Origin of the sequence: Lysobacter sp. CCNWLW3 (assembly GCF_036697405.1) — a bacterium.
Lineage (GTDB): Bacteria > Pseudomonadota > Gammaproteobacteria > Xanthomonadales > Xanthomonadaceae > Lysobacter.
In genome coordinates this window covers 1-11,924 of sequence record NZ_JBAHWA010000018.1, presented here as the reverse complement: position 1 = coordinate 11,924, position 11,924 = coordinate 1, and the positions used below count along the sequence as shown (strand labels likewise).

The following is an 11,924-nucleotide window of genomic DNA, read 5'->3' as shown; positions in this document are numbered from 1 at the left end:
CTCACTTCCCTTCGACCGGAGTGCCGGTCTGCTGCGTGCGGCCGGGCTTGCCCGGCATCACCAATACCTTGACGGTGGCGGCGCCGAAATTGCCTTCGTAGCCGCGAATATTGAGGGTGACGAAGTGCTCGCCGGGATTGAACGCGCTGGTGTCCCAGGTCCAGGTCATCGGCAGATAGCCCAGTTCGTTCTCGTAGGTGAAGACGCCATCGACGTAATAGACGGCCTCGAAGCGCCGTTGGACCACGCGTTCGCGATCGGAATCGGCGACGTCCACGCGAAACGGCACCGCGCCGCTCACGATCCAGCGCCCTTGATCGTCGCGCGCGTAATCGCCGATCGGGACCAATCGCGCGCGCACATCGCCGCGCGTGTCCAACGGCTGCTGGGCGCTGTTGCCGATCTGCTTGCGAACGATGGCCCGTCTTTCGCGCGTAGCCGGGTTGCCCTGCTCGGCGACGAACCGGATCGCCTGCGGCGGCCCGCCGACGAAGAGCACGTTGTCGGGCAAGGTGTATGCGGCCACGACCGGCTTGAGGGCCGGATTCCCGGCTAGGTCGAGCACGCCGGAGGCATCCCGCCCGTCCCAGCGTTCGGCGTGCGCGCCGGCTTGGCGCGGCACCCAGTCCACCACGGTGCGCAGGTAGGGGCCGTCCTCCAGTCCCATCCGCAGATTGACCCGCGCCGGTTTGTCCAGGTAATAGCCGATGGTGCCGGCGGCCGGATCCCAGCGAACGTCGCGCGCCTCGATGCGCTGCCCGCCGGTCAGGTCGGTCAGATCGTGCGTGCTGCTGCCCTTGGCCGTGCGCGCGGTCAAGGTGTAGCTGTAGGCCTCGGCGGGCACCGGCGTGCCCCGCTCGTCCAGGCCATTCCAGCTCAGCGCCCGATCGCCCGCGGCCAAGGCCTTGGCGTGGCGCTGGAATACCCGGTGGTCGCGCCCGTCGTGGATGGAGAGCGTCACATCGGCCGTCTCGCTCAGGTTGAACCTGATCGAGACCGATTCGGATTTGGCCGGATCGAATGCCAGACGATCCGTGCGTACCTGCGCGATCACGACGGCAGGCTGGGCTTGCGAGGTCGATCCTCCCGCCGGCGCCTCTTTCTCGCATCCGGCCACGCAGGCCAGCGCCAGTGCCAAGCACATCGGCCGTACGCGCGCGCTCATCGCCCGCGACCGGATCATGGCCGCGCCCCCGCCGGCGCCCAGACCGGCATGCGTGCGCCGCCGGGCTGACGGGTCAGACGCGTCGCCTGACGGGTGCCGGGATCCATGCGCCACAACTGGTGCGTGCCGCCGTCGCGAGTCGATTCGAAGACCAGCGCCCGTCCGTCCGGCGACCAGCTGGGGCGCGCATCGAGCGCAGCGTCCTCGGTCAGCCGCTGCGGGGCCTTGCCCGGTTTCATCGTCCACAGGTCGTAGTCGCCGCCTTCGTTGCCGGAATAGGCGATCAGACCGTCCGCGCGGACCGCCGGGTCGAAGTGATACAAGGCATTCACCGTCAGCTGCTCCGTGCTGCCGGTGGCCAGGTCGACCTGCCACAGGTCGTGCGCCTGCGGACCGCCGGCCGAGAGGAAATAGATCGTCTTGCCGTCCGGGCTCCAGACCGGGTCGTGCTGCAGGCCGGGCATCGTCGTCAGCTTGAGGCGTTCGCGGGTTCCGAGGTCGTAGGTCCACAGGTCGTTGCGGTCGCCGCTGTCGACCATGCTGATCGAGTACGCGATGCGTCGGCCATCGGGCGAGATCACCGCATCGGCCACGCCCGCGACCGGGAAATCGAGCTTGGTCATGCGGCCGGTGGCGGTATCGAGCTTCGCCAGGCTGCCGTCCTGGAGGTTCAACAACAGCTCGCGCCCGTTGGGATACCAAGACAGCCGAATCACGTCTTCCGTCGCCTTCGACAGCGGCTTGGGCTGCGCGCCGGCGCGCTCGATCCACCAGGCCTGCCACAAGCCGTCGCGCTGCGCGAGGAAGGCGATCGGCGCATCGGCGGGCGCCGATTGGCATCCGCCCAGCAGTAACGACAGCGACAACGCCGCCGCGCACAGCATCCGCCGCGACGGGACCGCCCGTGTGCTGGTCCGCCCCATCACTGCACCATGCTTAGAACGCCGCGATAGACGGTCTTGCGCCCGGTCGCCGGCAGGGTGGCCTCGATCACGAAGGTGTAGGCGCCATCGGCCGCCACCAGCACGCCGTTCGGGTCGCTGTCGTTGAAGCCCTGCCACACCACCGTGTGATCGATCGGCAGGCCGTTGCCGTCGCGCGCGCTTTGCGCGACGTCGTTGAGCAGGACGATGGCCGAAGCATGCGATGGATCGACGATCCCCGGCGGCAGCATCGCAACGCGCACGACGGCATCGGCATCGATGCGATAGACGATGCTCGATGCCTGATCGAAGCTGTGGGTCACCAGGTAGGGATTGGATTTGACCTCGATATTGGGAGCCGCGCCGGTCCCGGTGATGGCGATCGCGGGCTCGAAGACATAGACGCCGTTGGCCCGCATCACCTGCGCGTCGGTCGCGAAGGTGGCGGTCGTTGCGGTGACGAGCGTGCCGTCGGGGCCACGGCCGTTCCAATGGACCCAATGACTGCCGGCCGGATAATGGACACCCTGGAACGCGTAGAACGGCGTGCCTCCCTGCGGCGTGACCAGCAAGGACGCGAGCGACGATTGCGAATAGGTCAGGTAAGCCTTGTAGAACTCGTTCAGGTAAGGGTTGAAGCCGCCGCTCAGGCTGCCGCTGGGCGCGATCACCGTCGTGGGCATCCGCACGTCGAATACATACGGGTCCAAGCCGTCCGTCGCGGTCAAATGCATGCGATGGAGTCCGCCCATGGCCGAGGTGCCCTGGTCGTTGAGGCCGTCCCACTGGAACGCGTATTGCCCCGCCTCGGCATAGGTTTGCGTCCATTGCCGCACGGTCGCGCCGTCGGCATCGCGCATCACGCGGAAAGTCACGTTGCCGCCGCGGTTGAGCGTGAACACGCCTTCCGCCGGCGCCGGAGCGATGAGCGGCCGAACCTGCTGCCTGCTCATCGAGAATCCGCTCAACACCATGGCCGGCACGAAAGGCTCCGATAGCAGATAGCCCGAGGTGTCGACCGTGGTCGACGAAGTGCCTGCGGTATAGAGGGTGGCGGCGATGCCGGCCTCGGTCGCGATTCCCCACCAGTTGCCGATGGCGTCCAGGGTCGGCTTCGGGGTCGAGAACCCGCGGGTGTAGTAGTTGTATGGCGCGTTGGAGAACAAGGCGTTGCCATTGACGACCGGCAAGGCGTTGTAGGCATAGATTCCGTAGTCGTTGTGGGAGATCTGATTGCCCTGATGGATCGTGGGATGTCCGCCGGCCTGCGCGTAAACGCCATAGGTACAGAAGCGAATCAGCGACCGCGACACCGTACCCTGGCCGCCGTTGAAGTCCACGCCCGTCACCGCGTACTCGATACGCGCGCGATCGATCTGCGCAACCGCATTGGCCATGATCTCGATGCCGTACCAATCGCCCTTCGCGGGAAAGGGATTGGCCGAGGTGAAGTGCACGCGCTGGGACGGGCTGCCGATTGCAAGCAAGGTTCCCGACACGCGGATCCTGCGTCCGGCCACCGAGCGGATCGTCGCGCCCGGCGCCAGCGTCCAGGTAACACCGGCCGGCACGGTGACGTCGCCCATCATCAGATAGCTGCCGGGCGCCAGGGTGGCGTCGGCGTTGATGGGCCCGACCAGCGGAACGTCGGTCGACGCGGGTGTCCCACCCGCGCCGCCCAGGTAGCCGGAGAAATCGACATAGGGCGCCGATGTACTGTTTTTTCGATCGCGGATCGTCGCGGCGATGGCGGAGGGATCGGTCGAACCCCACCAGTTGCCGCGCGCGTCGAGCACGATGCCGGCCCCATCGCCGAACGATTGCGCGTAGTAGTTGCTGACCGAATTTCCGTACAAGCTGTTGCCGTTGACGATCGGCCGCGGATCCTGACCGACGCTCCCACCATCGACGAGAATTCCGTAATTGTTCGCCGAGATCAGATTGCCGCCGCTGATCGACGGCCGGCTGTTGATGTCGACATACACGCCGTAGGTATTGCCCTGCAGCGTGTTGCCGCCTGCGATCAGCGGGGCGATCAGGGCCGCGGCCGTCGCCGCGCGGGTGCTGATGCCGCTGGAGCTGTTGAGGAAGCGGGAGTCCCGCAAGGATCCCGTGCCGCCGTTGAACGAGACGCCGATGCTGGCGCAGTAGATATCGGCGTATTCGGCCGATGCGCGGCCGAACGCATTGGCGGGAACCCCGCCGAGCACCTCGATGCCCTGCCAGTCGCTGCGGCGCGGCGTGGTATCGGTGCATGCGGTCGTGGCCGGGCGTAAACGGACGTGCGCGCCGGACGTGCCGCGCAGCGCCAGTTCGCCGTTGGTCTCGACCTTGATCTTGTAGTTGCCGGCGATCTGCACGGTCACGCCCGGCTGCACCCACAGCGCGCCTGTGGCCGATATCACCAGATCGCCGCTCAGGGTATAGGGCGTTCCGTCGCCTGCCGTCCATACGGTCGGCGTGCTGATCGTGGTCGCGCCGTAGCTGCGCGGCAGGCTGTTCGTATAAGCGATCTCCACGGTATTGGAGGCCGGACTCGCGCCCGAGCCGTCGTCCGCGATCGCGTAAATGCTGTTGGGGCCGTCCTCCAGCGGCACCCATGCCGAGAACGTCCCACCCGTCGTGGCCAGGAACTTGCGGGTGTATCGGCCGTTCACGAAGAGACTGACCTCCGAGCCGGCCGGGGCGGTGCCCGTCAGCGTCGCCGGATTGGTCGTGCTGGTCGCCGCCGGCGGGTCGATCGCGGGCGCCGCGGTAGCCGCGCTGACCTCGCCCGATACCGCCGCGCGCTGCGCACGCATGGGGCCGAGCTCGGGCGGTGGATCATGGCGAATGCGAAAGACATCCGAACGCGCCGGATACAGGTGCTTGCCGTCCTCGACGGCCTGCACCAGATGCTCGCCCCGCGACGGCGTGAGCAGGACCACGAAGTCGCCGCTCTCGTTCGCAACCGTCCTGCCCGCGGCCGCGCCATCGACTTCGATGCGGACACGCTGGCCCGGCTCGGCGAGGCCGGACACGCGCAATACCCGCCCATAGTTCGCGGCCGACAATGGATACAGCTGCAGTTCGTCGTCCGCGCCCCGCGTCGCGGATACGTTCAGCAGTGCGGCGAACAGGAGCACGACGGTCGCCACGATCACGAATCGACGTCGGCTCAGTTTCGCGTCCAACGCAGTCCCGCTGCGATGATTCGTCTCGGCCGTCATGCGCGTTTCCTTTGCGATGAGGCGGACCCCGGTCCGCCTGCGGTTGAAATCCGATTTCCTACCGTCCCAACAAGCTCACGCGTTCCGGCGCAGCGCCCGCCAACTTCGCAGCGCTGCGATGACGATGATGGCGGCCAGCAGAACCAGCATCACGCCGCGCATCGCGCCATAGCGCGATTCGGTGCCGATGGTGAAGGCATGCCAGAACGCCAGGCCGAATACGACGGGCCACAACAGGTGGACGAGCTTCCAGCGCTTGGCGCCGCGCATCGTCCTCCATCCCGCGAAGACGGTCAGGCAGAGCAGCCACAGCGCCGCCGCGCCCAGCGCGATGCGGGATCGGTAGTATCCGTGCGTGAAATCCGGCAGCAACAGATCCCAGGCGGGCTGTCCCGTCCTGAGCGATGCCGCCACGACGAACAGGACCACGTGCGCAAGCACCAGCGAGGCGGTGACGAGGCCCAGCTTGCGATGCCAACGCATGTCGCCGGCGAACCATTTCGATAGCGGTGCGACATGCCGCGCGAGCGCGAGCACGCACTGCGCCCAGAACAGGCAGAACCCGAGCAGGCCGGCCAGCTTCGCGGCCAGGTACCACTGCTGGCCCGGAGGCAGCCCGCCCCACCGGACATAAGCCATGGGGTCGTTGACCGTCATGGTCCAGACGATCACCGGCGCGCAGCACAGCGACAGCAATGCCAGCGCGCGAACGCGGTTCGTCGGCAGGACCGCGCTCATTTGCTCGCCTCCCGCATCGCCTTGGCCGGCGACGGCTGCCAGGCCGCCTTGCAGGTCTCGGGCGACCTCACGCATTCGCCCAGCCGGTTGCGCGCCTCGTCCGCCGCCAGGGCCTTCGCCCCCGTCGTCGGCAGCCCTTCGGCGATCCAGCCCTTGGTGCCGTACGGGTTGAGAATCACGGCGTTGGGAATTCCCGCATCGCGCAAGGACCGCGCCATCTCGAACCCGCGAAAATCCTTGATGCAGTAGCTCACGACGTAGTCGGCGCCGCGCAGCTTGGCGAGAGCGCCCTCGTCCAGCGATCGCAGTTGGATGTTCAGCGCCCCGGGGATATGCGACTCGACGAACTCCTCGGGTTCACGCACGTCGACGAAGCGTACGGTGCGGCCGGCTTTCATCTCCGCCATGAGCGTCGCGATCGACAGTTCGGGCACCAGGGGGCCCTGCGCCTGTTGGCTGGCCAATGCATGGCAATCCACGTGCAAGGCATCGGCGTCCAGCGTCGGGGCGGCTTCCGGCGAGGATCGCAGCCGCGCGTAGATCTTGTCGAAGAACGCGAGGTAGCACGCGGGCGCCACCGAGTAACGTCCGTGGCGTTGCTGCAGCTCGCGGAACGCGTGCTCGATCGCGGGCGATTCCGCGGTGTCGGGCGCTCCCCAATAGTTGACCTCGATGTCGCGGACGATCTGCGCCATCCGCGCCAGCGCCGGGTCGGTCAATCGATAATGGTCGATCACGGCCTGGAACGCGGCATGATCGCGCTCGCGCCTCAGCGGCGAGGACGGCACGTCGAATGCGACGCCCTTCGGCAGGGCTTGGCCCTGCGGCACCACGACCAGTTCGGCCCCAGGCTCGGCATGGCGGGCCATCAACCATGCCGTGGCCCATTTGTCGGGGCCCAGGCCATAGTCCGTCACCACCGGGGGCAGCGGTTGCGCGGGCGCGCTGCAGCCGCCCAGCATCGCAATCGCCAACATCATCATTGTCGGCCGTAGCCAACCACCGCCGCATGCGCGCTGCCACATCCTGTGCTTTTCCTGTCAGCTATCGTCCAGACCGCCGAGTACTAGGTAAATCGTTCGACAGGCACGAGTCCGACCGGACCGCCCCGACCCGCCGAGCGGATCGCAGCCCACCTTCGGGTACCGTCGATTTCGCGGACAGTATCACACCCGATTCAGATTGTTGGCGGGGCCGGGACGGTCTTGCCCGCTTTGCGCCAGTCCGTGCTTGCCCTGCGTCCCTGCACTCGGGCTCGACATGGCCCGCCCCACCATGGCCGCTTCCCAGCAGCGGTATCCGCCATGAGCATGCGCAGCGGTTTCACCCGTATCGCCAAGGCAGCCTCCCGCTTCACCGGGCGGCCCTTGTGCTTCGCTCTCGCCACCGGCCTGGTCCTGGTCTGGCTGGCGTCCGGGCCCTTGTTCGATTTCAGCGACACCTGGCAGTTGGTGATCAACACCGGCACCACCATCATCACCTTCCTGATGGTGTTCCTGATCCAGAACACCCAGAACCGCGACACCGAGGCCATGCAGATCAAACTCGACGAGCTGATCCGGGCCACTCGCGACGCCCACAACGCGCTGCTGGACCTGGAGGAACTGGACGAGATCGCGCTGGACCGCTACCGCAACCGCTATCAGGCGCTGGCCAAGTCCGCGCGCGAAGGCGGCGAGAGCGATGAGATCGACGATCCCCGCGCGGCTGCGGGACCGGATATGTAATGCCGGACGACGCGGCGCGGCCTCCCCGTGGGGGCGGCGTAAGCCGCGATCGCGGGGCACCGCAGATCGCATCGCCAACCTCGCAGAGCCGGCGCGCGGCAGGCGCCGGCGAACGGATTTCGCGGTCGCGGCGCGGGCCGCTCGTATCCAAAGTCGGGTTCGACCGGACCGCAATGCCCCTCGGTCACATTTTTCCGCCCGCTCCAGTCTGTCATCCTGAAGGCGCATCGCCTTAGGACGAGAGGGATCCATGCGTATCACCCAGACTTTGACGGCCGCGCTCGCGGCCGCCCTGCTGTTGGCCGGCTGCGGCCAGGGCCCGGCCGCGGAGGATCCGGCCCAGGCCGGCGCCGGTCAGCGCCTGTACGGCAGGATCGCCTTCCGGCCCTGCACGCTGGCCAGCCCGTTCGCGGCCGACAGCATCGCCGCGCAGTGCGCGCGCTACGCCGTGCCGGAGAACCCGGCGCTGCCCAAGGGCCGGCAGGTCCAGCTCAACATCGCCTGGCTGCCGGCCACCAACGAATCCGACATCGCCGCCGACCCGGTGTTCTTCCTCGCCGGCGGTCCCGGCCAAGCCGCGACCGAAGTCTGGCCGATGATGGACTCGGCCTTCCGCGAAGTGCGCAAGCATCGCCACGTGGTGCTGATCGACCAGCGCGGCACCGGCGAGTCGAACCCGCTGATCTGCCGCAACGCCAAGGGCGAGAGCGCGGTGATGGAGGACGACAACGGCGGCGTCGAGGCCGCGGTCAAGTTCGCCGGCGACTGCGCGGCCAAGTTGCAGGCCGATCCGCGCTATTACACGACCAGCGACGCGGTACGCGATCTGGACAGCGTGCGTGCCGCCCTGGGCGCGGTCAAGATCGACGTCGTCGGCGGTTCCTACGGCACCCGGGTGGCGCAGCAGTACGCGCTGCGTTATCCGCAGCACACCCGCGCGGTGGTGATCGACGGCGTGGTCCCCAACGAGCTGGTGCTGGGTTCCGAGCACGCACGCAATCTGGATGCCTCGCTGGCCCTGCAGTTCGAGCAATGCCGCAAGACGCCGGCCTGTCGCCAGCGCTTCGGCGACGATCCGCGCGAACAGCTGCGCAAGCTGATGGCGCGCCTGAAGGAGCATCCGGTCGAGGTCGAGTACCGCGACCCGACCACCGGCGAGCTCAAGCGCGACAAGGCCACCGCCGGCGCGGTCGCCGGCCTCACCCGCATGTTCGCCTACGCCCCGCAGGCCGCGTCGCTGCTGCCGTTGGTGCTCAACGAGGCCGACCAAGGCCGCTACGCGCCGCTGATGTCGCTGGCGCAGATGATCCAGGGCCAGGTCAGCGAGCAGATCATGCACGGCATGCAGCTGTCGGTGATCTGCGCCGAGGACGCGGACCTGCTGAAGGAGGATCCGGCCGACGCCGACACGGTGATGGGCGGCGATCTGTCCACGGTGCTGGTCGCGCAGTGCAAGGCCTGGCCGACCGGCAAGCGCCCGGCCGATTTCCACGCACCGTTCAAGTCGGCGCTGCCGACCCTGCTGCTGTCGGGCGAGTTCGACCCGGTGACGCCGCCGCGCTACGGCGAGCAGGTGCTCAAGGGCCTGCCCAACGGCCGCCACCTGGTGCTGCGCGGCCAGGGCCACGGCAGCTTCGCCTCCGGCTGCATGCCCAAGCTGCTGGGCCAGTTCCTGGAAAGCGCCGACGCCAAGCAGCTCGACGCCAAGTGCCTGGACTCGCTGGGCTACGTGCCGCCGTTCGTCTCGTTCAATGGGTGGGAGCCGTGAAGGCCGGGATTGGAGATTGGGGATTGGGGATTCGTAGAAGCCCTCCCTCGATCCTCTCCGCTTTTGCGAATCCCGAATCCCTACTCCCCAATCCCGGGCGAAGCCATGATCATCGCTAACGATCTGCACAAGAGTTTCAAGACCAAGACCGGCGTGGTCCACGCCGTCGAGGGCGTCGATTTCGAAGCCCGCGACGGCCAGATCACCGGCCTGCTCGGTCCCAACGGCGCCGGCAAGACCACCACCCTGCGCATGCTCTACACCCTGATGCAGCCCGACCGCGGCGACATCCAGGTCGACGGCGTCGATGCGCGCCGCGATCCGGCCACCGTGCGGCGCGCGCTGGGCGTGCTGCCCGACGCGCGCGGCGTGTACAAGCGCCTGACCGCGCGCGAGAACATCGCCTACTTCGGCGAGCTGCACGGCATGTCGCGCTCGGCGATCGCCGAGCGCACGCGCACCCTGGCCGCGGCATTGGACATGGGCGACATCCTCGACCGCCAGACCGAAGGCTTCTCGCAGGGCCAGCGCACCAAGACCGCGATCGCGCGCGCCCTGATCCACGACCCGCGCAACGTGATCCTGGACGAACCCACCAACGGCCTGGACGTGATGACCACGCGCGCGATGCGCGGCTTCCTCAAGCAGCTGCGCGACGAAGGCCGTTGCGTGATCTTCTCCAGCCACATCATGCAGGAGGTGGCCGCGCTCTGCGATCGCATCGTGATCGTGGCCAAGGGCAAGGTGGTCGCCTCCGGCACCGCCGACGAGTTGCGCGCGCAGACCGGCGAATCCAATCTCGAGGACGCCTTCGTGCGCGCGATCGGCAGCGACGAGGGCCTGCACGCATGAAGACTTCCTGGTTCTCCGCCATCTGGGCCGTGGTGCGCAAGGAATTGCGCGATATCGGCCGCGACCGCCGCACCCTCGCCCTGGCCCTGCTGCTGGGCCCGCTGCTGTACCCGGTGCTGATGCTGGGCATGGGCTCGTTGGCCGAAAAGCGCGCCAAGACCCAGCTCGACAAGACCCTGGAGGTGCCGGTGCTCGGCGCCGAACGCGCGCCCAACCTGATCGCCTACCTGGCCACGCGCGGCATCGTCGCGACCCAGCCGCCGGCCGACCTGGACCAGGCGATCGCGCGCCAGGACGTCGACGTCGCCCTGCAGATCGGCGCCGAGTACGGCAAGCAGTGGAAGGAGGGACAGCCGGCGCAGGTGGAGATCGTGCAGGACACGACCCGCCGCGACGCCGAGATCCCCAGCGCGCGCCTGCGCAACGCCCTGGAGAGCTACAGCCAACAGGTCGGCGCCCTGCGCCTGCTCGCGCGCGGCCTGTCGCCGACCATCGCGCGGCCGGTCAACATCGGCACCCGCGACCTGGCCACGCCGGAAGCCAAGCGCGGCCTGATGCTGTCCTTCATGCTGCCCTACCTGCTGATCTTCTCGTCCTTCATCGGCGGCGCCGCCCTGATCCTGGACGCCACCGCGGGCGAGCGCGAACGCCAGTCGCTGGAACCGCTGCTGGCCACGCCGGCCTCGCGCGGCTCCATCGTCAGCGGCAAGATCGCGGCGGCCTGCGTGCTGGGCTTCACCTCGCTGTTGCTGACCTTGCTGGCGTTCAAGCTCAGCGCGCAGATGGGCAGCGGCAGCACGCGGATGCTGGACGTGAGCTTCATGGCCATCGGCAAGATGCTGCTGATCCTGCTGCCGATGCTGTTCATCGGCACCGCCCTGCTGACCTATCTGGCCGCGGGCGCCAAGAGCATCAAGGAAGCGCAGAGCCACATGACCTGGCTGATGCTGATGCCGATGGTGCCGACCGTCATCTTGATGGTGAATCCGCTCAAGACCCAGCTGTGGCAGTTCACCGTGCCGTTCCTGGCCCAGAACCAGCTGCTGCTGAAGGTGATCCGCGGCGAGTTCATCGCGCCGCAGGTGTGGATGGTCTACCTGGCCGCCGGCTTCGCCCTGGCCGCGGTGCTGTGGTTCGCCGCGGTGCGCCGTTACCACAACGAGCGCTTGGCGATCTCGGGCTGAGCCTTTCGGCTCGGCAGGTACGCAAAAGCCCGGCCTCGCGCCGGGCTTTTGTTTTGGCTCGACCGATGACAAGGCCGAAGCCGCAACGGCAACCGTACTCTCGCAGCGTTCCGTAACCCCGCGACGATGCGGTTCGCCTGCGGCTCACCACATCCTACGGCCGACGTCGTTCACGGCAGCGCACCAGTAGCCGCGTCGCCGTCGCCGTTGCTGTTGCTGTTGCCGTTGCCGTTGCCGTTGCCCCGGCATTGGAACCCATAGCCCCGCACCCACGCGAGCAGCCGTAGACCCGAAGGGCGGCGCGCAGGACGCGCGCCGTTTTTCGAATGGACAAGGATGTCCATTCGAAAAATCCCGG

General features: G+C 67.8%; 9 protein-coding genes and 1 pseudogene. 4 read left to right on the top strand and 6 right to left on the bottom strand.

Features of this window, described 5'->3' with window-relative positions:
• Nucleotide 1: 1 nt before the first annotated feature.
• The 5 genes from V1318_RS18715 to V1318_RS18695 all read right to left on the bottom strand — a co-directional run bounded on the left by V1318_RS18715 (nucleotide 2) and on the right by V1318_RS18695 (nucleotide 7,012).
• A complete protein-coding gene (locus V1318_RS18715; protein WP_332941272.1) occupies nucleotides 2-1,279 on the bottom strand; it encodes a FlgD immunoglobulin-like domain containing protein in 1,278 nt (425 codons plus the stop codon).
• The gene (locus V1318_RS18710) at nucleotides 1,180-2,031 is read right to left on the bottom strand and encodes a hypothetical protein (protein WP_332941271.1); all 852 of its coding nucleotides are present in this window, start codon (nucleotides 2,029-2,031) and stop codon (nucleotides 1,180-1,182) included. Before V1318_RS18710 ends, V1318_RS18715 begins: the two co-directional genes overlap by 100 nt.
• A gap of 56 nt (nucleotides 2,032-2,087) precedes the next feature.
• Nucleotides 2,088-5,297: a FlgD immunoglobulin-like domain containing protein gene (locus V1318_RS18705; protein ID WP_332941270.1), complete on the bottom strand. Its 3,210-nt coding sequence runs from the start codon at nucleotides 5,295-5,297 to the stop codon at nucleotides 2,088-2,090.
• A gap of 75 nt (nucleotides 5,298-5,372) precedes the next feature.
• Nucleotides 5,373-6,035, bottom strand: a complete 663-nt coding sequence (locus V1318_RS18700; RefSeq protein WP_332941268.1) for a ferric reductase-like transmembrane domain-containing protein — start codon at nucleotides 6,033-6,035, stop codon at nucleotides 5,373-5,375.
• Entirely contained in the window at nucleotides 6,032-7,012 is a 981-nt protein-coding gene (locus V1318_RS18695) for a chromate resistance protein ChrB domain-containing protein (RefSeq protein ID WP_332941267.1), read from the bottom strand. The genes V1318_RS18700 and V1318_RS18695 overlap by 4 nt, the downstream gene beginning before the upstream one ends.
• A gap of 327 nt (nucleotides 7,013-7,339) precedes the next feature.
• Here V1318_RS18695 and V1318_RS18690 point away from each other — a divergent pair, with 327 nt between their 5' ends.
• From V1318_RS18690 to V1318_RS18675, 4 genes are all read left to right on the top strand, one after another.
• Nucleotides 7,340-7,762, top strand: a complete 423-nt coding sequence (locus V1318_RS18690; protein WP_332941266.1) for a low affinity iron permease family protein — start codon at nucleotides 7,340-7,342, stop codon at nucleotides 7,760-7,762.
• 250 nt (nucleotides 7,763-8,012) lie between these two features.
• A complete protein-coding gene (locus tag V1318_RS18685; RefSeq protein ID WP_332941265.1) occupies nucleotides 8,013-9,530 on the top strand; it encodes an alpha/beta hydrolase in 1,518 nt (505 codons plus the stop codon).
• A gap of 105 nt (nucleotides 9,531-9,635) precedes the next feature.
• Nucleotides 9,636-10,382, top strand: coding sequence for an ATP-binding cassette domain-containing protein (locus V1318_RS18680; RefSeq protein ID WP_332941264.1), 747 nt, complete (start codon nucleotides 9,636-9,638; stop codon nucleotides 10,380-10,382).
• On the top strand, nucleotides 10,379-11,566 hold the full coding sequence (locus V1318_RS18675; protein WP_332941263.1) for an ABC transporter permease: 1,188 nt from the start codon (nucleotides 10,379-10,381) through the stop codon (nucleotides 11,564-11,566). Before V1318_RS18680 ends, V1318_RS18675 begins: the two co-directional genes overlap by 4 nt.
• A gap of 170 nt (nucleotides 11,567-11,736) precedes the next feature.
• Here V1318_RS18675 and V1318_RS18670 read toward each other — a convergent pair.
• A pseudogene (locus V1318_RS18670) lies at nucleotides 11,737-11,924 on the bottom strand (hypothetical protein); the annotation flags it as partial.

Bases quoted from the DNA above. Each gene is read 5' to 3' on its own strand.
- V1318_RS18705 (WP_332941270.1), bottom strand. From the start codon at position 5,297: ATGACGGCCGAGACGAATCATCGCAGCGGGACTGCGTTGGACGCGAAA.
- V1318_RS18700 (WP_332941268.1), bottom strand. From the start codon at position 6,035: ATGAGCGCGGTCCTGCCGACGAACCGCGTTCGCGCGCTGGCATTGCTG.
- V1318_RS18695 (WP_332941267.1), bottom strand. From the start codon at position 7,012: ATGTTGGCGATTGCGATGCTGGGCGGCTGCAGCGCGCCCGCGCAACCG.
- V1318_RS18690 (WP_332941266.1), top strand. From the start codon at position 7,340: ATGAGCATGCGCAGCGGTTTCACCCGTATCGCCAAGGCAGCCTCCCGC.
- V1318_RS18685 (WP_332941265.1), top strand. From the start codon at position 8,013: ATGCGTATCACCCAGACTTTGACGGCCGCGCTCGCGGCCGCCCTGCTG.
- V1318_RS18680 (WP_332941264.1), top strand. From the start codon at position 9,636: ATGATCATCGCTAACGATCTGCACAAGAGTTTCAAGACCAAGACCGGC.
- V1318_RS18675 (WP_332941263.1), top strand. From the start codon at position 10,379: ATGAAGACTTCCTGGTTCTCCGCCATCTGGGCCGTGGTGCGCAAGGAA.